The following is a 22,045-nucleotide window of genomic DNA, read 5'->3' as shown; positions in this document are numbered from 1 at the left end:
AAACTCTAAGAAATTTAGAGTTTGATTATACTTAGATTTTATTTTTAGCACTTTTTGGCTTTATTCTAGCGTATGTTATGATGAAGCCAAGGATTGCTATCACTCCTCCTATAAAAGAAGCTACGCAAAATACAAACTCACCTATAAAGCCAAAAGCTCTACCAGAGTGTAAATCTAAAACTTTTCTAGCTAGATTTTTATTTTGCGATGCGTCTGTTTGTGTTAGTAAATTTGGATTATCTATGTCAATTGTTACTACCCTTTGCTCATTTGCTTTTTTAATGTTAAATGTATAGTGTTTAGGTTTGCTTTGCGAAATGGATATGCTATCAAAGTTGGTGAAATTTGGCATTATGGCTATTAATGCGGTTTTAAGCTCATCACTATTAAATCTATTTTCTATTATGGCAAGTTTTATTGCCACCTTTTGGTCTTTGCTGGATTTCTACGCCATAAGCCCACGCAAATGCCTTTTTGACGCTATCATATGGCCAAAATAGCCCTGTAAAACTCATTGTTAGAAATATAATGCCAAATATCACTCCAAGTGCGGTATGAGACTTATAGGCTAACATTAGCTTTTTAGATTTAAAGCTAATAGTAAGTGCTTTAATGAAATTATTTTTTAACGCTGGTAAATAGAGATATATTCCGCTTAAAGTAAGAATTATAAACCCAATAGCCGATATTGCGACAATTTGCCTACCAATAGTGGTGCTATCAAATTCGCTAAAGAGTAGCCATCTATGTAACGAGCGGATTGTTCGCATAAATTGAGCTCCATTATCGCTACTTAAAATTACGCCATCGTCATTAACTAAATAGCTAATATTTTTGCCATTTTGATTAGTGGATATTGTATAGTAGCGACTATTAGTTTCATAGGAGATGCTTGATATATCAAGCGATGGATTTTGGGCTTTAAATTTGCTTATTAAATCAGCAAAATCTGGATTTAAAATCTTATTAGAATTTGGCGTGATGATGGCATTTATGGCATTTGCTATTGGCTTATCATATGAAAGCATAGCTCCGCTAATACATATTATAAATAGTGGAATTACCAGTATCATAGCGACTATTAAGTGAATATTAAATATCCACTTTTTCTTTTTTAATAGCATATTTGTTCCTTAAATTTAATTGTAATCTTTAATTCTAATATCGATTTGTTAAGTAGTTGTGAAATTTATAATCTTTATCAAATATAGCAGATATGTCATATTTCTGACAAATCCGAATTTGCATTTATTATATAATCTAAATAAATTTATTTTTATGAAAGGATGAGAATGAGTAAAATCATATTGGTTAGTCTGATTTTAGCTGGATGTTTAAATGCTAAAATCTTATATTCAACTACGGTAAAATCAGTCTATTTAGATGATAATTCCAAAGATGTAGCTGGTAAGCTCTTGCCTACAAATGCTATAGAGATTCTACAAAAATCTGGCGATAGAGTTAAATTTGCCCTAAAAGGCTATGTAAATCCATCTTCACCAAATGTTATATATTACAGCAATGGGGATCGCATTATAGCCTTATCATTTGCTAAGACTAAAACTCCTAAATATGAGATAATCCAAAAAGCAAAAGATGGCAAATTCGATGAAGTAAGGGTGGTTGCTTACACTACAGATGATGAGCTAGAAAATGAGCTAAAACCTATGATATATAGGGCTAAACAGACATATCAAGAGAGTTGCTCGATTTGTCATCAGCTCCATAAAGAGAGCCAATACAATCCAAATCAATGGCCTTCTCTATTTAGGTCAATGCTATCTAGAACGCCAATTGATAAAAAAGATGAGTGGCTAATAATACAGTATCTACAAAAAGCTTCAAAAGGAGATATAAAATGAAAACAAATAGAAGAGAATTTTTAAAATTAGGTGCGGCATTAAGCCTTGCTCCAATGCTACCAAGTAATATATTTGCTAATAATATTGATACTAAGCTTATCAAAGATGGAGAGGTATTTACAGCGGCTCACTGGGGTATGCTAAAAGCAACTATAAAAGATGGTAAGATCATAAGCTCAAAGCCATATCAAGAGTTATCTAAAATTTCAAATCCACTTCAAAATACAATGGCAGATTTAGTCTATAAAACTAGAATTACCGCCCCAATGGTAAGAAAGAGCTATTTAGAAAACCCAGATAGCCCAAAACCTGAATTAAGAGGGGTTGATGAGTGGGTAGAAGTAAAATATGAAGATGCCATTAAATTAGTCGCAAGAGAGCTTAAAAAGACTAGAGAGCAAAAGGGTATGCAAAGCGTATTTGCTGGAAGTTATGGATGGTATAGTAGTGGCAAACTTCACAATCCTAGAATTTTATTACATAGATTTATGAATTTAAGTGGCGGATTTACTGGTAGTTTAGGGGATTACTCTACTGGTGCTAGTCAGGTTATTATGCCTTATGTGGTTGGTAGTATAGAAGTTTATGAGCAACAAACCAGTTGGCCTGTAGTCTTAGAGCATTCAAAAGTAGTAGTTTTATGGGGTATGAATCCTATATCTACTCTAAGAATTGCTTGGAGTGCTACAGATGACCAAGGGCTAAAATATTTCGAGCAATTAAAAGATAGCAGCAAAGAGATTATCATAATTGATCCATTGTGGAGCGAAACTGGCAAATTCTTTGGCGATAAAGCTAGATGGATAGCACCTAGACCAAATACAGATGTTGCTATGATGCTTGGTATGGCTTACTATCTATATACAAGCGGTAAATATGATAAAGATTTTATAGCTAATTATACTACTGGATTTGATAAATTCTTGCCATATTTACTAGGAAAAAGCGATAAAATCCCAAAAACAATCAAATGGGCATCTAAAATTTGTGGCGTAAAAGAGAGCGTGATTAAAAATCTAGCTGATACCATTTATGCTAATAGAACAATGCTAATGAGTGGCTGGGGAATGCAAAGAGCACACCACGGAGAGCAGCCACACTGGATGCTAGTTACTCTAGCTTCTATGCTAGGACAGATTGGCTTGCCTGGTGGGGGATTTGGTCTTAGCTATCACTATAGTAATGGCGGGGCTCCTACTTGCGTAGGTGGAGTTTTAGGCGGTATAAATGCCGCTAGCGTAGGAGTTATCAAAGATGGGAAATATCAAGGCTTGGCTAGTCAAGCAAGTGGCGATGAAGCAGCTCAAAGCTGGTTAAATGCTGGGACTGATTATGCCTTCCCTGTAGCTAGAATAGCCGATGCCTTGCTAAATCCTGGCAAAATTTTAGAGCATAATGGGACTAAAATCACATATCCTGATATAGACTTTATCTACTGGGCTGGTGGTAATCCTATAACCCAACATCAAGATACAAATACAAATTTAAAGGCTTGGAGACGCCCAAGAACAATAGTCGTAAATGAAATTTACTGGACTCCTACAGCTAAGATGGCTGATATAGTATTTCCAGTAACTACGCAGTATGAGAGAAATGACCTTACAATGACAGGAGACTACTCAAACCAAAATATCTGTCCGATGAAGCAAGTAGTAGAAAGACAGCACTTTGCTAAGAATGATTATGAGATATTTAGTGATCTATGTAAGGCTTATGCTGATGGCTTAGTGGAGGCATTTACTGAAGGTGGCAAAACGGAGATGGATTGGCTAGAGGAGTTTTATAATGTAGCAGCAAATGCGGTAAATGCTAACACAGCTCTTGGTATCACTATGCCTAAATTTAATGAGTGGTGGAACAAGAATGAGCCAACTACATTTGCGCCAACTCTAGAGAGCGAGAGTTGGGTAAGAATGGCTGACTTTAGAGAAGATCCGATCTTAAACGCGCTTGGGACGCCATCTGGATTAATCGAAATTTATAGCCAAGCAATTGAGAATATGAATTATGATGATTGTGCGGCTCATCCAAAGTGGTTTGAACCAGCTGAATGGCTAGGTATGAAGAATAAACCGGCTAAATTCCATCTTATCACAGCTCATCCTACAGATAGGCTTCACTCACAGCAAAATAATACATCTTTAAGGGATAATTATGCTATAGCAGGTCGTGAGCCAGTGCTGATTAACGCTAAAGATGCAGTCAAATTGGGTATCAAACAAGGCGATTTGGTAAGAGTGTTTAATAGGCGTGGCGAAGTGCTAGCTGGTGCAGAAGTTAGCAATGATATTATCCCAGGCGTTGTAAGGCTTAGAGAGGGTGCGTGGTATGATGGATTTGGCGATGGACTATGTAAAAATGGTTGTGCTAATGTCCTAACTCTAGATATTCCAACAAGCAAATTATCAAATGGCAATATCTCTCACACAGGACTTGTCAATATAGAAAAATATCAAGGCAACGCTCCTAAACTTGAAGCATTTAACGCTCCAAAAGGTGTAAAAAATATCTAATATTCTAATCCCTTCGTTGGCGAAGGGGTTAAATTTAAAATTAATCAAATTTATGTTAAATTTAAAAAATTTATGGTGGCGTGCGATGAATATTAGTAGATTTAATCAAGATAGTTATAATGATTTTGAGCTATTAAGCAATGAGGATTTGTCGCTATTTCGTCAAGAAAAATATAGCAAATCTGAGCTAATTTACGCACAAAATATCAAATTTATAATCCTAAAAAGCGGTCAAGCAAAGCTTAGCTATATCAGTGGAACAAATGAATTTATCATAAATTTTATAAATAAAGGCTCAATTGTATTAGTTGATAAAGATAGTGTTTTAGAGTTTATGAGCGACTCTTTGACAATGGAGTTAAATCTTTGCGATATAAAAGAGCTTTTTGAGAATGAGAAATTTAGTATGGCGATGGTAAATTCGCTCATTCGCACCACGATAATGACACGTCAGATTGTCGCTGATATAGTATTTGGAAGTTTAGAAAGTAGAATTGTAAGTTTTTTACATAGCTTAGCTGATGAGCAGCATATGATGGTGCGGGATAAAAAGGTAGTTCAAATTCCATTTTCTATTGCTACCTTATCAAATCTTTTAGGTGCTCAACGCCAAAGCGTCTCAACCATATTTAACAAGCTTATCAAAAGTGGCAAACTCATAAAATATGGCAAGAGTAGCTATATAATAAGCTAATTTTAGATGTAATTACTTTTGACCTATGTAGATATAGTGCTCTACGCTACCTTCGTAATTATATAAATTCATCAGCTCATAATCTCCCCAAAATAGCGGTTTAAACGGCCTAAAATCCTCTTTTAATTGCTCAATGCTATGAGTGTATCTGATATATGATGAGCCTTTTATCCTGCCAGTTGGACAACCTTTTACCTCGCAAAGCCCATTTGGCATAATCTCACCTCTTTGATACTGACTATAGCCTTTGTCGCTCATCATCGTAGCAAAGATTATCGCACCATCATTACACATATTGTAAAATTCATTAATTGTCTCTTTGAAGCTGGAATTCGTAAGATAGTATAAACTTTGATTGGCAAATATAAAATCCATTTTTACACAAAATAGATCTTTTATACTTGAATTTGGTTTTATTATGTGGAAGTTTTTAGGGTTAATTGTCTTATTATTGTCCCAAACCTCTCTTAAGCTAGGCACAATATCAACGCCATAAGGCTCAATACCCCCCCCAGTAATATCCTTGAAATATTGTGAGTGAATGCCATTTCCACAGCCAAAATCTAGTAAATTCCCGCTAGTTTTATGGAGTTCAAATTTAAGAATTCTCTCATAAAATCTAATCACATGACCATCTGGATATTGAAGTCCGTAGCCCTCCTTATCATACTTTTGAGTGTATGCCTCTAAAGAGTTATCCATAAAAATCCTTTATATTAAATTTAGGCTAAGCCTACAAGAAGTATTGTATCAAAAAATAGTTAATTGCTTGATATTAAAATTATTAACACTATTATTTTATTCCTAATAATAAGGAAAAAAATATTATAAAATTTAGAAAAATATCGGTAAAATTTGATTTTAAAACTTATTTTGGATATAATTCGTGTCTTTTGATGAGAAGCGTAAGCTTTGCTTGTATGCTTGAAGTTTGGTTATAAGCCTCTGCAAGAGCACTATATCAAAAGGTCGCAAGTTGGCGACAAGTTATTTTTAAAGGAAAAAAATATGGAAAGAATTAGGCTTAAGCTAAAAGCTTATGACCACAGAGTTCTAGACCGCACAGTTGCAGCCATAGTAGAAGCTGTCAAACGCACTGGTGCCGATGTTCGTGGGCCAGTACCAATGCCTACAAAGATTAAACGCTATACAGTGTTAAAATCTCCACATGTAAATAAAGATTCTCGTGAGCAATTTGAGATGAGAATTCACGCTCGTATGCTAGATATTGTAGCAGCTACACCTGATACAGTTGATAGTCTAACAAAGCTTGACCTTGCCCCTGAGGTAAATGTCGAAGTTCGTGCTATGGGCAAGTAAGTATAAAAGGAAGAGATGATGGAATATATCGTAGAAAAAATAGGTATGAGCAGAACTATCTCAAACCCAAGTACTCCTGTTACATTGCTTAGACTTTTACCAGCTAAAGTGTGCGAAGTAGGTGAAAATAGCAGAGCTATCGTAGCTTATGCTTATACAAAAGCAAACAACAAAGCTATAAAAGGTCAGCAAAAAAAATATGGTTTAAGTAGCGAATTTAACCAATTTGCAACTTTAAGCGTGGCAAATAGCGAAGCTGGTGATTTAGATACAACTCCACTAAATGAGGCTAAAGTTTTAAAAGTTAGCTTTAATACAAAAGGTAGAGGCTTTCAAGGTGTTATTAAAAGACATGGTTTCTCAGGTGGTCCAGCAAGTCATGGTTCAAGATTTCACCGCAGACCAGGCTCTATAGGTAACTGCGAATGGCCAGGTCGTGTCCAACCAGGTAGAAAGATGGCAGGACACTATGGTAATGAAAAAACTACCGTTAAAAACGAAGTTGTAAGCTTTGATAGTGCTAATGGAATTTTAGTATTAAAAGGCTCAGTTCCAGGATTTAATGGTGCTATGGGCAGAGTAAGGATAGTTAAATGAGTAAAATAGCAGTTTTAAACGATAAATTTGAAAAAACAAGTGAATTAGAGCTTCCAGCAAGCTATGCTGAGGTAAATTCACACAATTTATATCTATATGTTAAAAGCTACCTTGCTAGTATGAGAGCAAACTCCGCCCACACAAAAGGTCGCTCAGATGTAAGCGGTGGTGGTAAAAAACCTTGGCGTCAAAAAGGCCGTGGTGGTGCAAGGGCTGGTTCAACAAGAACGAATGTTTGGGTTGGCGGTGCTGTGGCATTTGGTCCTAAAAATAATAGAAATTATAATCAAAAAGTTAATAAAAAACAAAAAAGATTAGCGCTTGAATTTGCTCTAAATGAGAAAGTTTCAAATGGCAAATTCTATGCAGTAGATAGTATCGCTATTGAGAGTGGTAAGACAAAAGATGCAGTAGCTATTATCAAAAAACTTGGTATTAGAGATGCGTTAATCATTAAAAATGAGCTTGATGCTAAGACACTTTTAGCATTTAGAAATCTAGCAAATTGCTATGTGGTAGATGCTAGCGAAGTAAATGCTTATTTAGTATCAGTCTATAGTGCAGTTATAGCTGAAAAATCAGCACTACAATCAATAGTAAAAGAGGGCTAAAAATGGCAGATATAACAGATATTAAAACTATAGTATATACAGAAAAAACTCTTGGCCTTCAAGAACAAGGTGTAGTAGTAATCCAAACTTCACCAAAAATGACTAAAAATAGTCTAAAAGAGGTATTAAAAGAGTATTTTGGTGTAACACCGCTTAGAGTAAATTCACTTAGAATAGATGGCAAAGTTAAGCGTTTTAGAGGTAGAGTTGGCGTAAGAAATGATTACAAAAAATTCTATGTCAAACTACCAGATGGCGTAAGCCTAGCAAGTCAGGAGGCATAAGATGGCAATAAGAAGTTTTAAACCTTATACTCCAAGTAGAAGATTTATGACTAGTCTTAGCAGTGAAGATATCACAGCTAAAGCTAGCGTAAGAAGCCTACTTGTGAAAATTCCTGCCGCAGCTGGTAGAAATAATAATGGTAGAATTACAAGCCGCCATAAAGAGGCTGGTGCGAAAAAACTATATCGTATTATTGATTTTAAGCGTCGTAAATTTGGAATTCCAGGCAAAGTTGAAGCTATAGAGTATGATCCAAATAGAAATTGCCGTATCGCTCTTATATCTTATCTTGATGGAGAAAAAAGATATATAATCCGCCCTAGCGGCTTAAATGTAGGCGATGTTATCAGTGCAGCTGAAGCTGGTCTTGATATAAAACCAGGCAATGCTATGAAATTAAAAAGCATTCCAGTTGGTACAATAGTGCATAATATAGAGCTTAAACCTGGTAAAGGTGCTCAAATGGCTAGAAGTGCTGGTGGTTACGCTCAACTTATGGGTAAAGAAGAGAAGTATGTAATACTAAGACTTCCAAGTGGTGAGATGAGACAAGTTTTAGCTGAGTGTATGGCTACAGTCGGTGTAGTTGGTAATGAGGATTGGGCAAATGTAACTATCGGTAAAGCAGGACGCAATCGCTACAGAGGAATTCGCCCTCAAACTAGAGGTAGTGCCATGAACCCAGTAGATCACCCACACGGCGGTGGTGAAGGCAAGAAAAACTCAGGTCGACATCCAGTTACTCCATGGGGCAAACCAACTAAGGGTGCTAAAACTCGCCGTAAAAAAGCTAGTGATAGACTTATAATATCAAGAAGGAAAGGTAAATAACGATGGCTAGATCGCTAAAAAAAGGTCCTTTTGTAGATGACCATGTAATGAAAAAAGTCATCGCTGCAAAAGCCGCTAATGATAACAAACCAATTAAAACTTGGTCAAGAAGAAGCACAATCACACCTGAAATGATAGGTTTGACATTTAATGTGCATAATGGCAAAAGCTTTATTCCTGTATATGTAACAGAAAATCATATAGGTTATAAACTAGGCGAATTTGCACCAACAAGAACATTCAAGGGTCATAAAGGCTCTGTTCAGAAAAAAATAGGTAAATAAGGGGAAGTTATGAGTAAAGCTATTATTAAATTCATAAGACTATCTCCAACAAAAGCTAGATTAATAGCTAATGAAGTTCAAGGAATGAATGCCGAATTAGCATTAGCAAGCCTTAGCTTTATGCCAAATCGTGGAGCAAAGTATATCGCAAATGCTATAAGTTCAGCTGTAGCTAATGGCGGATTTGAGCCTGAAGAGGTAGTTGTGAAAAGTTGTAGAGTAGATGCAGGTCCTGTATTAAAAAGATTCCGCCCAAGAGCAAGAGGAAGTGCAAGTAGAATTCGCAAACCTACTAGCCATATCTTAGTAGAAGTAGCTAAAGCAGCAAAAACAGAGAAGGAAGCATAAAATGGGACAAAAAGTTAATCCAATAGGTCTTAGACTAGGTATAAATAGAAACTGGGAGTCTAGATGGTTTCCATCAAAAGCAACACTTCCAGAAAACATAGGCGAAGACCATAAAATAAGAAAATTCCTAAAAGCTAAGCTATATTATGCTGGTGTTAGCCAAATTTTAGTTGAAAGAACAGCTAAAAAACTAAGAGTAACAGTAGTTGCTGCTCGCCCTGGTATCATCATCGGCAAAAAAGGTGGCGAAGTAGAAAATTTAAGATTAGAAGTTGCTAAATTAGTCAATAAAGATGTAGCTATCAATATCAAAGAAGAGCGTAAAGCTGGTAGCTCAGCTCAATTAGCAGCAGAAAATGTAGCTATGCAACTTGAGCGTCGTGTGGCATTCCGCCGTGCTATGAAAAAAGTCATTCAAGGTGCTCAAAAAGCTGGTGGCAAAGGTATTAAAGTAAGCGTATCAGGTCGCTTAGGTGGTGCTGAAATGGCTAGAACTGAGTGGTATCTTGAGGGTCGTGTGCCTTTACATACTTTAAGGGCTAGAATAGACTATGGCTTTGCTGAAGCTCATACAACTTATGGTAATATAGGTGTAAAAGTATGGATATTTAAAGGCGAAGTGTTACAAAAAGGTATCCAAGCTGAAAAGAGCGAAGAGACAGCTCCTAAAAAAGCAAAACGCGCTAGAAGGGGTAAATAATGTTATTACCAAAAAGAACGAAATATCGTAAAATGATGAAAGGCCGCAATCGTGGCTATGCAACTCGCGGTACAGCTTTAGCGCTTGGCGAATTTGGATTAAAAGCTGTAGAAGCTGGTAGAATCAACTCTCGCCAAATAGAGTCAGCTCGTCAAGCATATACTCGTCATGTAAAAAGACAAGCTAAAACTTGGATTAGAGTATTCCCAGATAAACCTATTACTAAAAAACCTTTAGAAACTCGTATGGGTAAAGGTAAAGGTGGAGTTGAAGAGTGGGTTATGAATATCAAACCAGGTAGAATAATATTTGAGATGGCTGGGGTATCTGAAGAGCTTGCTAGAGAGGCTCTGACATTAGCTATGCACAAACTACCATTTAAAACTAAGTTTGTAACAAGAGAGAGCGAAAATGAAATATACTGATATAAGTGGGAAAAATTTAAGCGAACTTAACGCTTTATTAAAAGAGAAAAAGGTGCTTTTATTTACACTTAGACAAAAGCTAAAAACTATGCAGCTAACTAACCCTAATGAGATCCGTGAAGCTAAAAAAGATATAGCTAGGATCAATACTGCAATTAGTGCTGCGAAGTAAGGGGTGAATGATGGCAGTAGAAATGAAAAGAGAAATTCAAGGTGTCGTAGTAGCCATAGCTGGGAATAAAACTGCAACTGTATTGGTTGAAAGAAGAGTTATGCACCCAAGATACCATAAATTTGTAAAACGCTTTAAAAAGTATCTAGTTCATGATGAGAAAAATGAGCTAAAAGTGGGAGATACTATATCAGCTGTTGAGTGCAGACCGCTAAGTGCTAGAAAGAAATTCCGCTTACAATCAGTTTTGAAAACAGGAGTTGAATAATGATACAAAGTTTTACAAGACTAGCAGTAGCAGATAATAGTGGCGCAAAAGAGCTTATGTGTATAAAAGTTTTAGGTGGTAGTAAAAGACGATATGCAAGCCTTGGCGATGTTATCGTTTGCTCAGTTAAGAAAGCTCTACCAAATGGCAAAATTAAAAAAGGTCAAGTTGTAAAAGCAGTAGTAGTAAGGACTAAAAAAGAGGTTCAAAGAGGCAATGGCTCTCTAATCCGCTTTGATGAGAATGCTGCTGTTATCCTTGATAATAAAAGAGAGCCAATAGGTACTCGTATATTTGGCCCAGTGGGTAGAGAAGTAAGATATGCGAATTTTATGAAAATCGTATCTCTTGCACCGGAGGTTCTATAATGGCAGTAAAATATAAAATCAAAAAAGGCGATGAGGTAAAAGTAATCGCAGGTGATGATAAAGGCAAAGTTGCTAAGGTTTTAGCGGTGCTTCCTAAAAAAGCTCAAGTAATAGTAGAAGGTGTAAAAGTTGCTAAAAAAGCGGTAAAACCAAGTGAGAAAAATCCAAATGGTGGCTTTATAAGCAAAGAGATGCCTATTGACATTTCAAATGTTGCAAAAGTTGAGGGTTAAATATGAGATTAAAAGCAAAATATAATGAGAGTATTAAACCAGCTCTAGTAAAAGAATTTGATATTAAAAACCCTATGCTTATTCCAGCAATTGAAAAGATCGTAATTAGCGTTGGAGCTGGAGAGGGTGCCAAAGATCAAAAATTGCTTCAAAATATGGCTGATACAATATCTTTGATAGCAGGACAAAAAGCAGTTGTTACAAATGCTAAAAAGTCAGTTGCTGGCTTTAAAGTTCGTGAAGGCTTCCCAGTAGGTATAAAAGTAACATTAAGAAAAGAGCAAATGTATGCTTTCTTAGATAAGTTAATTAGCATTGCGCTTCCTAGGGTAAAAGACTTCCGTGGTTTGCCTAGAGATGGATTTGATGGTCGTGGTAATTATAACTTTGGTTTAAATGAACAACTAATGTTTCCAGAAGTTGTATATGATCAAATTCTAAGAACACATGGTATGAATATAACTATAGTTACAACAGCTAACGATGACAAACAAGCGTTCAAACTACTTGAACTCTTTGGTATTCCATTTGCAAAAGGAAAGTAATATGGCAAAAAAATCAATGATAGCAAAAGCAGCGCGCAAACCTAAATTTAGCGTGCGTGGATACACTAGATGTCAAATTTGTGGTCGCCCACACTCTGTTTATAAAGATTTTGGAATTTGCCGTGTGTGCCTAAGAAAAATGGCTAACGAAGGACTAATACCAGGTCTTAAAAAAGCAAGTTGGTAAGGGAAATAATATGATAAATGATTTAATTTCAGATGGACTAACACGCATTAGAAATGCGGCTATGAGAAGACTAGAGACTACTCAACTTCTACACTCAAATGTTGTTGAGGCGACTTTAAAAATTCTAGCACAAAAAGGTTATATTGAGAGCTATAATGTAATTGAAGAGAATAATAAAAAATTCATTAATGTAGTTCTAAAATATGATGAACGCGGTGCAAGTGTAATAAATGAATTAAAAAGAGTTTCAAAGCCAGGTCGTAGAGTTTATCAAGGTAAAGATGAGATCAAAAGATTTAAAAATGGCTATGGAACGATTATAGTTAGCACTAGCAAAGGCGTTTTAAGCAATGACGAAGCACATAAAGCTGGTGTTGGTGGCGAAGTGCTTTGTACAGTTTGGTAGTAGTTGAATTAGCTATTGAGCGCATTGCTCAAGGCTAATCTTTTTATGGTATTGGGTATCCATTCGCACGGCGTAGAAATACCCTAGACAAGTAAAAAGGAAAGATATGTCAAGAATTGGAAAACAGCCAATATCTATTCCAAGTGGTTTAGATGTTAGTTTAAATGGTTCGGTTTTAGTGTTTAAAAAAGGTAACGCTACTAAAGAGTTAGACACTAAAGGCAATGTTAATGTAGAAGTTAAAGATGGCATCATCACATTTACTAGTAAGGGTGATGATAGACAAAGCAGAGCCTACTGGGGCACATATCGTGCTTTAGCAAATAATATAGTAATTGGCTTAACAGCTGGATTTACTAGACAACTAGAGATTAATGGTGTTGGTTATAAAGCTGCAGCAAAAGGTAAGGTATTAGAGTTAGCTTTAGGCTTTTCACATCCTATTAACTATGAACTTCCTGAAGGCGTAGAAGTAAGCGTTGAAAAAAACATTATCACTATCAAAGGTAGCGATAAACAATTAGTAGGTCAAGTAGCAGCTGAAGTAAGAGGCTTTAGACCGCCAGAGCCATATAAAGGCAAAGGTGTCAAATATGTTGAAGAGCGCATAATCCGCAAAGCCGGTAAAACATCTAAGAAATAAGGGTAAGCAATGGTAGCAAATGTATTAAAAAGAAAATTATCTCTAAGAATTAAGAGAAAAAGAAGAATTAGAGCTAAAATCAGCGGTACCGCGTCTTGCCCTAGAATTTCTATATTTAAATCCAATAGAACTCTATATGTCCAAGCGATAGAAGATATTAACGCTACTACTCTTTGTGCTAGCGATGGTAGAAAGCTAGGCATCAAAGCAAATAAAGCTGGTGCGGTGATTCTTGCCAAAGATATTGCTAGCAGATTAGAAAAAGCTGGAATCAAAGAAGCGGTATTTGATAGAAATGGCTATCTATACCATGGTGTAGTTGCAGCATTTGCTGAAGCTCTAAGAGAAAATGGCATTAAGCTATAACGCAAGGATTATTGATGGAAAAGTATAATAGAGAAGAATTCGAAGAAGTAATCGTTGATATTGGTCGTGTTACTAAGGTTGTCAAAGGCGGTAGAAGATTTAGATTTACAGCTCTTGTTGTTGTAGGGGATAAAAAGGGTCATGTTGGTTTTGGTTTTGGTAAAGCCAAAGAGGTTCCAGATGCGATGAGAAAAGCAACTGATGATGCTTTTAAAAACATTGTAGAAGTTAAGTTAAAAGGTAGCACTATCCCACATGATATTGAAGTTAAATATAACGCAAGTAGAATTTTATTAAAACCAGCTAGCGAAGGTACTGGAGTTATCGCTGGCGGTGGTGCTCGTCCGGTTGTAGAGTTAGCAGGTATTAAAAATATACTTACTAAGTCTCTTGGCTCAAATAACTCTGCAAATGTCGTTCGTGCTACAATTAAAGCATTAAGCATGCTAAAAGGTTAAGGAGAGAGTATGGGACTAGAAAATTTACAAAAAGCTGCAGGCTCAACTCGCAATACTAAAAGAATTGGTCGTGGTCAAGGTAGTGGCTGGGGCAAAACCGCTACAAAAGGTGGTAAAGGTCAAACAGCTAGAAAAGGCTATAATGAAAAAAGAGGGTTTGAAGGTGGTCAGCAACCACTTCAAAGAAGACTACCAAAAGTAGGCTTTACTTCTAAATTTGAAAAACCATACGCAATTAGCGTTGATAAAAATCCTGCTATTAAAGAGTTAAGCGAAATTACGCTAGATACTCTTAAAACAGTACATAAATTCTCAAATAGCATCAAAAAAGTTAAACTTATAGGTGCTGGGGCTAAAGATCTACTTAGCAAGATAAAAGATGAGAATATAAAGGTAACTGGAAATAACTAATGAATAGAGCATTAATCAACAAGATATTAATTACGCTTGGATTTTTGTTTGCTTATAGGGTGCTGGCTTATGTGCCAGTCCCTGGTGTAAATATTGATGTTATTAGGGAATTCTTTACTTCAAATAGTTCAAATGCACTTGGAATGTTTAATATGTTTAGCGGCGGTGCTGCTGAGCGTTTAAGCATTATCTCATTAGGTATTATGCCATATATCACAGCTTCGATTATTATGGAGCTTTTAGCAGCTACATTTCCAAATTTAGGCAAGATGAAAAAAGAGCGTGATGGTATGCAAAAATATATGCAAATTATCCGCTATGCGACTATCGTTATTACCATTATACAAGCAATTGGGGTAAGTATAGGCTTACAAAGCTTAACTGGCAAAGATGGCGCAAGTGCTATAATGATAGATATGAATTTATTTATCGCTATTAGCTGCGTATCTATGCTAACTGGGACAATGCTACTTATGTGGATAGGTGAGCAAATCACTCAAAGAGGTATTGGAAATGGTATTAGCCTTATAATATTTGCTGGTATTGTAAGTGGTATTCCAAGTGCTATTGGCGGTACAATTGATTTGGTAAATACTGGAGAGTTAAATTTCTTAGTAGTTATCGCAATTGCTTTGGTTATTCTAATCACTGTAGGCGTGGTAATATATGTAGAAATGGGCGAAAGAAGGGTGCCAATCTCATATTCTCGCAAAACAGTTATGCAAAATCAAAATAAGATAATAATGAATTATATCCCTATAAAAGTAAATTTAAGTGGTGTTATTCCGCCGATTTTTGCTAGTGCTATTTTGATGTTTCCTGGGACAATTTTACAAGCAAGCACAAATGAGTTTATAGTAGCGATAAATGATTTTTTAAATCCAAATAGCTACTTTTTTAACATCTTAACATTTTTGTTTATTCTATTTTTTGCATATTTTTATGCCTCCATTACATTTAATGCAAAAGATATAAGCGAAAATTTAAAAAGACAAGGCGGATTTATCCCTGGTGTCAGACCTGGTGAGAGCACGGCTAATTTCTTAAACGAAGTAGCTAGTAGGCTTACCTTGACTGGTTCTATATACCTTGGTCTTATATCTACTTTGCCTTGGGTTTTAGTTAAATTTATGGGAGTGCCATTCTACTTTGGTGGTACATCTGTATTGATTGTGGTGCAAGTAGCACTTGATACGATGAGAAAGATAGAAGCTCAAGTCTATATGAGTAAATATCAAACTCTAAGTGCAGTTGGACTATAAGATGGCTATAGGAATTAAAACCCCAAAAGAGATAGAGAGTATGCGTGCGGCTAATAGAATAGTCGCAGCTACTCTAGATCATCTTCATACGATTATTAAGCCTGGAATTTCACTTCTTGAAATTGATAAAATTTGCGAAGATATGATTAAAGCTGCTGGAGCTAAACCAGCTTTTAAAGGGCTTTATGGCTTTCCAAATACTGCTTGTATCAGTGTAAATGAGGTTGTAATCCACGGAATTCCAAATGGCTATATCTTACAAGATGGCGATATAGTATCAGTTGATATTGGATCAAATTTAAATGGCTTTTTTGGCGATAGTGCTAGAACTTACCCAGTAGGCAATATCTCAAAAAGCGATGAATCTTTGATTGCGTGCAGCAAAGATGCTTTGTATTATGCCATTGATGAGATTAGGGCTGGTATGCATTTTAAAGAGCTTTGTTATAAGCTTGAGCAGTTTATCTTAGGGCGTGGATATGTGCCATTAAAGGGATTTTGCGGTCATGGAATAGGTCGCAAGCCGCACGAAGAGCCTGAAATTCCAAACTACTTAGAAGGGACAATGCCAAAAGCTGGACCAAAAATTAGAAATGGTATGGTTTTTTGCATTGAGCCAATGATTTGTCAAAAAGATGGCACACCAAAGATTGCTGCTGATAAATGGACCGTTACTAGCGTAGATGGCTTAAGAACTAGCCACTATGAGCATTGCGTAGCAGTGATTAATGGCAAGGCTGAGATACTTAGTGTAGTTGATTGAAATTTAAGTTTATTTAAGGAGATAAAATTTGGCAAAAGATGATGTTATAGAGATTGATGGCAATGTGGTCGAGGCTCTACCTAATGCTACCTTTAAAGTAGAATTAGATAATAAGCATGTAATTTTATGCCATATTGCTGGTAAGATGAGAATGCACTACATCAAGATTATGCCAGGCGATAGGGTTAAGGTCGAGCTAACTCCATATAGCTTAGACAAGGGTAGGATTACATATCGTTATAAATAATATATGATAGATGCCTTAAAAGATAAGCTCAAAAGATTTGGCGTAGCTTCGCAAGATTTAGATAGGATAGAAAAATTTTTACAAATTAGAAAATTTAGCGATGGTAAGCTACTTACAAAGAGTCATTATGGACTTTTGATAATTGGCTCTGGAGCTCTTAGAGTTTATACTATTTTTGGCTCTCAAGAAAAGACAATTCTCACCCTTGAAAAGGGTGATGAGTGGGTAATATGCCAAATTTGTACTCAAAAATCACTTGAGCTAGAGTTAAATCTCCAAGCGCTTGGTGATTTAGAAATCATTATAATTCCAGATAATATTTTTAGAGATTTAAGACAGAAGTATCCTAAGCTTAGTGAGTATATTTTAACTATTTTTGCTAAGCAATTTGCTAAGAGCATAGAGGTGGCTTCAAAAAGTAAAACCATACCATTTCGTGATAGATTGGTTGAATTTATCAGAAAAAATGCTATAAATAATGGCATAAAAATAACTCATCAGCAAATAGCAAATCATCTAGGAGTAACAAGAGAGTGTGTATCTAAAAATCTTAAACAACTAGAAAAAAATGGATTTTTAACCTTATCAAGGGGTAAAATTTATTTAGAAATGTGAAGTGATTACATACAAAAATATAAAAATTCTATAAAATCCAAATTTAATTTATTTTTAAAGGATTTTTATGGATTTAGAGATGTTTTGTCATCAATGTGAGATGAGTGCTAATGATGGGTGTGGCTCTAAAGGGCAAAGTATGGGGACTTGCGGTAAAGATGCTACACTAGCAAGGCTGCAAGATATGATGATATTTGCCCTAAAGGGTTTAAGCGCATATCGCCACCATGCAAATGAACTAGGAGCCAATACAAAAAATGTAGATGATATAATGGCTCAAACTCTATATTTTACACTTACAAATATGAATTTTAATTTCGATCAGCATATCGAGCAATTGCTAAAAGTAGGCAAGGCTGGAGTAGAGGTTATGGATATTTTAAGCAATGCCCACACTAGTAAATTTGGTATCCCAACTCCTGTAAAAATCACTCAAAACAAAGCAAGTGGCAAAGCTATTTTAGTAAGCGGTCATAATCTTCACGCACTAAAAGAGCTATTAGAGCAGACCAAAGATAAAGGGATTAATATCTACACCCACTCTGAGATGCTTCCAGCTCATGGCTATCCAGAGCTTAAAAAGTATCCACATTTAAAAGGAAATTTGGGTAAAGCATGGTTTGACCAAACTGAGCTTTTTAATAAATTTGGTGGAGCTATTTTGATGACTACAAATTGTATCGTTCCACTTCGCAAAAGTGCTAGATATAGCGATAGATTGTTTGGATATGATATCGCAAGCACCCAAGGCATAGCTCATATTAATGGCGATGATTTTACTCCACTAATCAATAAGGCTTTAGAGCTTGATGATGTAAGTGGCTTTGATAGCGATGAAGTAATCAGCACGGGTCATCATTATAAGGCTATTTTGCCTATGGCTAGTGAGATTTTAGATGCGATTAAAAGCGGTAAAATTCGTAGATTTTTTGTTATAGCAGGATGTGATGCCCCAGGTAAAGGCAGAGAGTATTATAGGGAGTTAGCCCTTAGTGTGCCAAAAGATTGCGTGATTTTAACTTCAAGTTGTGGTAAATTTAGATTTAACGATATAGATTTTGGTTTAATAGAAGGGACAAATATTCCAAGATATTTAGATTTGGGTCAGTGCAATGATAGTAATGGTGGAGTAAAAATAGCTATGGCTCTAAGTGAGGCTACAGGGATAGCCATCAATGATTTGCCGCTTTCAATAGTGCTAATGTGGATGGAACAAAAAGCTATAATAATATTAGTAGCACTATTATATTTAGGTGTAAAAAATATCCATATTGGCCCTAGTTTGCCAAAATTTTTAAATAGCGAAATATTAAATTTCTTAGTAGAAAAATATAATTTATCGCTAATTAGCTCAGATCCAAAGGCGGATTTAGAAAAATTCTTAAATTCTTAAGTTTTTAACAGAGTTACGGCTCTGTTAAATTTATAAAAATTAAAGCCAATTTTAGATACAATTCCAAGCTTTGCATCCAAACTGGATAAAGAAGTATTTTCAAAGTGTGCCACTTGTTTTGAAAATAGTTGGTTTAGGCGTGTTCTTAGACCTAAGTGCAGTCTAGTAAAAGTGGTAAATAATTTTTAGGAGACTCAGATGAAAGTTCGTCCTTCTGTAAAGAAGATGTGTGACAAATGCAAAATTGTCAAACGCAAAGGCATAGTTCATGTTATTTGCGAAAACCCAAAACATAAACAAAGACAAGGATAAGGTATGGCTCGTATTGCAGGTGTTGATTTACCAAAGAAAAAAAGAGTAGAGTATGGCCTTACATATATCTATGGTATAGGTCTATATACTTCAAGAAAAATTCTTGATGCTGTAGGTATCTCTTATGATAAGAGAGTTTATGAGTTAAGCGAAGATGAAGCTGCTGCTATCCGTAAAGAGATTCAAGAGCATTACATGGTCGAAGGTGATTTAAGAAAAAGCGTGGCTATGGATATAAAAGCTTTGATGGATTTAGGTAGCTTTAGAGGATTAAGACATAGAAAAGGTCTGCCAGTGCGTGGTCAAAAAACAAAAACCAACGCAAGAACTAGAAAGGGCAGAAGAAAAACCGTTGGCGCTGCTACTAAATAAGGATAAGATATGGCAAAAAGAAAAGTAATTAAGAAAAAAGTAGTTAAAAAAAATATAGCTAGAGGTATCGTGTATGTCTCTGCTACATTTAATAATACAATGGTTACAGTAACTGATGAGATGGGTAATGCTATAGCGTGGAGTAGTGCTGGTGGTTTAGGCTTTAAAGGTAGTAAAAAATCAACCCCATATGCAGCTCAACAAGCAGTAGAAGATGCATTAAATAAAGCAAAAGAGCATGGCATTAAAGAAGTAGGCATCAAAGTTCAAGGCCCAGGTAGCGGTAGAGAAACAGCAGTAAAAAGTATCGGTGCAGTAGAAGGAATTAAGGTGCTATATCTAAAAGATATAACTCCACTAGCTCACAATGGCTGCAGACCACCAAAACGCCGCCGCGTGTAATTGTAGATAGAATTTAGGAGAATTATAATGGCAAGATATAGAGGACCAGTTGAAAAATTAGAAAGACGCCTAGGTGTATCTCTTGCACTTAAAGGCGAAAGAAGACTAGCTGGCAAGAGCGCATTGGAAAAACGACCATACGCTCCAGGCCAACATGGACAAAGAAAAGCTAAAGTAAGCGAATATGGCCTACAATTAAGAGAGAAACAAAAAGCTAAATTTATGTATGGTGTAAGCGAAAAACAATTTAGAAGATTATTTGCCGAAGCCGCAAGAAGAGAGGGAAATACCGGTGCACTTCTTATCTCTTTGTTAGAGCAAAGACTTGATAATGTGGTTTATAGAATGGGTTTTGCATCGACTAGAAGATTTGCAAGACAGTTAGTAACTCATGGCCATATCTTAGTAAATGGTAAAAGAGTGGATATCCCATCATATAGAGTAAGAGCCGGTCAAAAAATAGAGATTGTTGAAAAAAGTAAAGAGAATCCGCAAATCGTTCGTGCTATCGAGCTTACTAATCAAACAGGTATAGTAGCTTGGGTTGATGTAGAAAAAGATAAAAAATATGGAATTTTCACAAGAATTCCAGAACGCGAAGAGATTGTCATTCCAGTTGAGGAAAGATATATAGTCGAGCTTTACTCTAAATAATAAGGAGATTATGATGAGAAAGATAACAACATCAGCTTACATGCCTACTGACATAGAGGTTACCCCAATAAGTGAAAATGTGGCTAAAATAGTAGCGTATCCTTTTGAAACCGGCTATGCAGTTACTCTAGCTCATCCGCTTCGCAGACTACTTTATACAAGCACAGTTGGATTTGCTCCAACTGCTGTTAAAATCGAAGGCGTCTCTCATGAATTTGATAGTATGCGAGGAATGCTAGAGGATGTAACGCTATTTATCATAAATCTCAAAAATTTACGCTTTAAGCTTAAAAATGATTCAGAGCATGAGGTTATTGAGTATAGCTTTAAAGGTCCAAAAGAGATTACCGGTGCAGATCTATGTAATGATATTGTCGAGATAGTAAATCCTGATGCGTATCTAGCTACTATTAATGAAGATGCCGAGCTAACTTTCTCTTTGGTTATAGAAAAAGGTATTGGCTATGTGCCTAGCGAAGAGATTAGAGAGAGCGTAGAGAGTGGATATATCGCACTTGATGCATTTTTTACACCTGTTAAACATGCAGTTTATGAGATAGAAAATGTTTTGGTTGAAGATAATCCAGACTATGAAAAAATCGTTTTAACGATAACTACAGATGGTCAGGTCTCTCCTTTAGAGGCGTTTAAAAACTCAATTGAAGCTATGTATAAGCAGATGTCTATATTTAATAATATCCTAAATATAGATGTAAATATGGCTATGGCGTCATCTAAAGGCTCTAGCGAGCACTCAAAACTTTTAGAGAGTATTGAGAATTTAAATTTATCAGCTAGAAGCTTTAATTGCTTAGATAAGGCTGATGTTAAATTTATTGGTGAGCTTGCTTTGATGGAAGAGAGTGAGCTAAAAGATCTTAAAAATTTAGGTAAAAAATCTCTTGATGAGATTAAGGCTGTAATGGCTGAAATAGGCTATCCATTTGGTGAAAATAAGCTAGGTGATAGCAAAGAATCACTCAGAAAAAAGATAGCTGAGTTAAAATCATAAAAGCGAAGGAAATATAATGAGACATAATCACGGATATAGAAAACTAGGCCGCACTAGCTCTCATCGTGCTGCTTTGCTTAAAAACCTTACGATCGCAATCGTTAAGGCTGGTAAGATAGAAACTACTTTACCAAAAGCAAAAGAGCTAAGAAGCTATATAGAAAAATTAATCACAAGAGCTAGAAAAGGCGATTTTAACGCCCATAAATATGTATTTGCATATTTACAAGATAAAGAAGCAACTAATAAATTAGTTACACAAATCGCCCCAAAATATGTAAATAGAAATGGCGGCTATACTAGAATCATCAAAACACGAGTTAGAAAAGGCGATGCTTCTGAGATGGCCTATATAGAACTAGTATCTGAATGATATTTGCTAGGAGAGATCCTAGCAAATTTAGCTTATCTAATTTATAATCTTTATAATCTAATTTCTAAAATATTATTTAATCTAAGTTTTTTATATTTGTATATAATTGCTAA

The 22,045-nt window shown here is 35.7% G+C and carries 36 protein-coding genes and 1 pseudogene; 34 read left to right on the top strand and 3 right to left on the bottom strand.

From position 1 onward, the window contains the following. Positions 1-31 precede the first annotated feature (31 nt). Together CSUIS_RS08165 and CSUIS_RS08160 are read right to left on the bottom strand one after the other, a co-directional pair. Positions 32-424 carry a PepSY domain-containing protein gene (locus tag CSUIS_RS08165; RefSeq protein ID WP_086298471.1) on the bottom strand — a complete coding sequence of 131 codons (393 nt, stop codon included), beginning with the start codon at positions 422-424 and terminating at the stop codon, positions 32-34. After that, positions 393-1,124: a PepSY-associated TM helix domain-containing protein gene (locus CSUIS_RS08160; RefSeq protein WP_086298469.1), complete on the bottom strand. Its 732-nt coding sequence runs from the start codon at positions 1,122-1,124 to the stop codon at positions 393-395. Before CSUIS_RS08160 ends, CSUIS_RS08165 begins: the two co-directional genes overlap by 32 nt. 168 nt (positions 1,125-1,292) lie before the next feature. Here CSUIS_RS08160 and CSUIS_RS08155 point away from each other — a divergent pair, with 168 nt between their 5' ends. Genes CSUIS_RS08155 through CSUIS_RS08145 form a run of 3 tightly spaced genes read left to right on the top strand, consistent with a single transcriptional unit; the run spans position 1,293 to position 5,069 of the window. Continuing rightward, entirely contained in the window at positions 1,293-1,862 is a 570-nt protein-coding gene (locus tag CSUIS_RS08155) for a cytochrome C (RefSeq protein ID WP_086298467.1), read from the top strand. Beyond that, entirely contained in the window at positions 1,859-4,375 is a 2,517-nt protein-coding gene (locus CSUIS_RS08150; RefSeq protein WP_086298465.1) for a molybdopterin guanine dinucleotide-containing S/N-oxide reductase, read from the top strand. Before CSUIS_RS08155 ends, CSUIS_RS08150 begins: the two co-directional genes overlap by 4 nt. A 52-nt stretch (positions 4,376-4,427) precedes the next feature. Beyond that, positions 4,428-5,069 carry a Crp/Fnr family transcriptional regulator gene (locus tag CSUIS_RS08145; protein WP_086237504.1) on the top strand — a complete coding sequence of 214 codons (642 nt, stop codon included), beginning with the start codon at positions 4,428-4,430 and terminating at the stop codon, positions 5,067-5,069. 12 nt (positions 5,070-5,081) lie between these two features. Here the strand turns inward: CSUIS_RS08145 and CSUIS_RS08140 are convergent, their stop codons facing one another. Then, complete coding sequence (locus tag CSUIS_RS08140) at positions 5,082-5,771, bottom strand: methyltransferase domain-containing protein (protein ID WP_086298463.1); 690 nt, start codon at positions 5,769-5,771, stop codon at positions 5,082-5,084. Positions 5,772-6,077: 306 nt separating this feature from the next. Here CSUIS_RS08140 and rpsJ point away from each other — a divergent pair, with 306 nt between their 5' ends. From rpsJ to rplQ, 31 genes and pseudogenes are all read left to right on the top strand, one after another. Beyond that, complete coding sequence (rpsJ, locus tag CSUIS_RS08135; protein WP_002847957.1) at positions 6,078-6,389, top strand: 30S ribosomal protein S10; 312 nt, start codon at positions 6,078-6,080, stop codon at positions 6,387-6,389. An 18-nt stretch (positions 6,390-6,407) separates the two neighbouring features. Continuing rightward, on the top strand, positions 6,408-6,986 hold the full coding sequence (rplC, locus tag CSUIS_RS08130; RefSeq protein ID WP_086237502.1) for a 50S ribosomal protein L3: 579 nt from the start codon (positions 6,408-6,410) through the stop codon (positions 6,984-6,986). Beyond that, a complete protein-coding gene (gene rplD, locus CSUIS_RS08125) occupies positions 6,983-7,597 on the top strand; it encodes a 50S ribosomal protein L4 (RefSeq protein ID WP_086298461.1) in 615 nt (204 codons plus the stop codon). Before rplC ends, rplD begins: the two co-directional genes overlap by 4 nt. Before the next feature lie 2 nt (positions 7,598-7,599). Further along, positions 7,600-7,881 carry a 50S ribosomal protein L23 gene (locus tag CSUIS_RS08120; RefSeq protein ID WP_086298459.1) on the top strand — a complete coding sequence of 94 codons (282 nt, stop codon included), beginning with the start codon at positions 7,600-7,602 and terminating at the stop codon, positions 7,879-7,881. Position 7,882: 1 nt separating this feature from the next. After that, positions 7,883-8,713: a 50S ribosomal protein L2 gene (rplB, locus tag CSUIS_RS08115; protein WP_086298457.1), complete on the top strand. Its 831-nt coding sequence runs from the start codon at positions 7,883-7,885 to the stop codon at positions 8,711-8,713. A 2-nt stretch (positions 8,714-8,715) separates the two neighbouring features. Then, on the top strand, positions 8,716-8,997 hold the full coding sequence (gene rpsS / locus CSUIS_RS08110) for a 30S ribosomal protein S19 (protein ID WP_063997500.1): 282 nt from the start codon (positions 8,716-8,718) through the stop codon (positions 8,995-8,997). Between the two features lie 9 nt (positions 8,998-9,006). Then, positions 9,007-9,339, top strand: a pseudogene (rplV, locus tag CSUIS_RS08105) (50S ribosomal protein L22); the annotation flags it as partial. Between the two features lie 7 nt (positions 9,340-9,346). Then, entirely contained in the window at positions 9,347-10,045 is a 699-nt protein-coding gene (rpsC, locus tag CSUIS_RS08100; protein ID WP_086298455.1) for a 30S ribosomal protein S3, read from the top strand. Further along, positions 10,045-10,470: a 50S ribosomal protein L16 gene (gene rplP / locus CSUIS_RS08095; protein ID WP_086225391.1), complete on the top strand. Its 426-nt coding sequence runs from the start codon at positions 10,045-10,047 to the stop codon at positions 10,468-10,470. The genes rpsC and rplP overlap by 1 nt, the downstream gene beginning before the upstream one ends. Next, the gene (gene rpmC, locus CSUIS_RS08090) at positions 10,457-10,642 is read left to right on the top strand and encodes a 50S ribosomal protein L29 (protein WP_086225392.1); all 186 of its coding nucleotides are present in this window, start codon (positions 10,457-10,459) and stop codon (positions 10,640-10,642) included. The genes rplP and rpmC overlap by 14 nt, the downstream gene beginning before the upstream one ends. Positions 10,643-10,664: 22 nt before the next feature. After that, complete coding sequence (gene rpsQ / locus CSUIS_RS08085) at positions 10,665-10,910, top strand: 30S ribosomal protein S17 (protein WP_418229014.1); 246 nt, start codon at positions 10,665-10,667, stop codon at positions 10,908-10,910. Continuing rightward, a complete protein-coding gene (gene rplN / locus CSUIS_RS08080) occupies positions 10,910-11,278 on the top strand; it encodes a 50S ribosomal protein L14 (protein ID WP_086298453.1) in 369 nt (122 codons plus the stop codon). Before rpsQ ends, rplN begins: the two co-directional genes overlap by 1 nt. Next, a complete protein-coding gene (rplX, locus tag CSUIS_RS08075; RefSeq protein ID WP_086292867.1) occupies positions 11,278-11,511 on the top strand; it encodes a 50S ribosomal protein L24 in 234 nt (77 codons plus the stop codon). Before rplN ends, rplX begins: the two co-directional genes overlap by 1 nt. A 2-nt stretch (positions 11,512-11,513) precedes the next feature. After that, positions 11,514-12,056 (top strand): 50S ribosomal protein L5, encoded by a 543-nt coding sequence (gene rplE / locus CSUIS_RS08070; protein ID WP_086237493.1) that lies wholly within the window; start codon positions 11,514-11,516, stop codon positions 12,054-12,056. A 1-nt stretch (position 12,057) separates the two neighbouring features. Then, positions 12,058-12,243 (top strand): type Z 30S ribosomal protein S14, encoded by a 186-nt coding sequence (locus CSUIS_RS08065; protein WP_038452543.1) that lies wholly within the window; start codon positions 12,058-12,060, stop codon positions 12,241-12,243. A gap of 10 nt (positions 12,244-12,253) precedes the next feature. After that, complete coding sequence (gene rpsH / locus CSUIS_RS08060) at positions 12,254-12,649, top strand: 30S ribosomal protein S8 (RefSeq protein ID WP_086237492.1); 396 nt, start codon at positions 12,254-12,256, stop codon at positions 12,647-12,649. A gap of 106 nt (positions 12,650-12,755) precedes the next feature. Further along, positions 12,756-13,292, top strand: coding sequence for a 50S ribosomal protein L6 (rplF, locus tag CSUIS_RS08055; RefSeq protein ID WP_086237491.1), 537 nt, complete (start codon positions 12,756-12,758; stop codon positions 13,290-13,292). A 9-nt stretch (positions 13,293-13,301) separates the two neighbouring features. Then, positions 13,302-13,658, top strand: coding sequence for a 50S ribosomal protein L18 (gene rplR / locus CSUIS_RS08050; RefSeq protein ID WP_086298451.1), 357 nt, complete (start codon positions 13,302-13,304; stop codon positions 13,656-13,658). A 14-nt stretch (positions 13,659-13,672) separates the two neighbouring features. Beyond that, positions 13,673-14,116 (top strand): 30S ribosomal protein S5, encoded by a 444-nt coding sequence (gene rpsE, locus CSUIS_RS08045; RefSeq protein WP_086292863.1) that lies wholly within the window; start codon positions 13,673-13,675, stop codon positions 14,114-14,116. A gap of 9 nt (positions 14,117-14,125) precedes the next feature. Then, positions 14,126-14,527: a 50S ribosomal protein L15 gene (gene rplO / locus CSUIS_RS08040; RefSeq protein WP_086237488.1), complete on the top strand. Its 402-nt coding sequence runs from the start codon at positions 14,126-14,128 to the stop codon at positions 14,525-14,527. Then, positions 14,527-15,789, top strand: a complete 1,263-nt coding sequence (gene secY, locus CSUIS_RS08035; protein ID WP_086298449.1) for a preprotein translocase subunit SecY — start codon at positions 14,527-14,529, stop codon at positions 15,787-15,789. The genes rplO and secY overlap by 1 nt, the downstream gene beginning before the upstream one ends. 1 nt (position 15,790) lies before the next feature. Next, on the top strand, positions 15,791-16,552 hold the full coding sequence (gene map / locus CSUIS_RS08030) for a type I methionyl aminopeptidase (RefSeq protein WP_086242389.1): 762 nt from the start codon (positions 15,791-15,793) through the stop codon (positions 16,550-16,552). 28 nt (positions 16,553-16,580) lie between these two features. Further along, entirely contained in the window at positions 16,581-16,799 is a 219-nt protein-coding gene (infA, locus tag CSUIS_RS08025) for a translation initiation factor IF-1 (RefSeq protein ID WP_009649712.1), read from the top strand. 3 nt (positions 16,800-16,802) lie between these two features. Further along, the gene (locus CSUIS_RS08020) at positions 16,803-17,414 is read left to right on the top strand and encodes a Crp/Fnr family transcriptional regulator (RefSeq protein ID WP_086298446.1); all 612 of its coding nucleotides are present in this window, start codon (positions 16,803-16,805) and stop codon (positions 17,412-17,414) included. A 67-nt stretch (positions 17,415-17,481) separates the two neighbouring features. Further along, positions 17,482-18,807, top strand: coding sequence for a hydroxylamine reductase (gene hcp / locus CSUIS_RS08015; protein WP_086237484.1), 1,326 nt, complete (start codon positions 17,482-17,484; stop codon positions 18,805-18,807). A gap of 198 nt (positions 18,808-19,005) precedes the next feature. Then, a complete protein-coding gene (gene rpmJ / locus CSUIS_RS08010; RefSeq protein ID WP_002848032.1) occupies positions 19,006-19,119 on the top strand; it encodes a 50S ribosomal protein L36 in 114 nt (37 codons plus the stop codon). Between the two features lie 3 nt (positions 19,120-19,122). Next, complete coding sequence (rpsM, locus tag CSUIS_RS08005) at positions 19,123-19,491, top strand: 30S ribosomal protein S13 (RefSeq protein WP_086225406.1); 369 nt, start codon at positions 19,123-19,125, stop codon at positions 19,489-19,491. 9 nt (positions 19,492-19,500) lie between these two features. Then, positions 19,501-19,893, top strand: coding sequence for a 30S ribosomal protein S11 (gene rpsK, locus CSUIS_RS08000; RefSeq protein WP_086225407.1), 393 nt, complete (start codon positions 19,501-19,503; stop codon positions 19,891-19,893). A gap of 27 nt (positions 19,894-19,920) precedes the next feature. Next, complete coding sequence (gene rpsD, locus CSUIS_RS07995) at positions 19,921-20,547, top strand: 30S ribosomal protein S4 (RefSeq protein ID WP_086298444.1); 627 nt, start codon at positions 19,921-19,923, stop codon at positions 20,545-20,547. A gap of 13 nt (positions 20,548-20,560) precedes the next feature. Continuing rightward, positions 20,561-21,559, top strand: coding sequence for a DNA-directed RNA polymerase subunit alpha (locus CSUIS_RS07990; protein ID WP_086237481.1), 999 nt, complete (start codon positions 20,561-20,563; stop codon positions 21,557-21,559). Positions 21,560-21,575: 16 nt separating this feature from the next. Continuing rightward, positions 21,576-21,932 (top strand): 50S ribosomal protein L17, encoded by a 357-nt coding sequence (gene rplQ / locus CSUIS_RS07985; protein WP_086237480.1) that lies wholly within the window; start codon positions 21,576-21,578, stop codon positions 21,930-21,932. Positions 21,933-22,045: the final 113 nt, after the last annotated feature.

The organism is Campylobacter porcelli (genome assembly GCF_002139855.1).
Classification (GTDB): Bacteria; Campylobacterota; Campylobacteria; order Campylobacterales; family Campylobacteraceae; genus Campylobacter; species Campylobacter porcelli.
The sequence above is the reverse complement of the archived record's forward strand: the minus strand, read 5'-3'. Positions and strand labels throughout refer to the sequence as shown.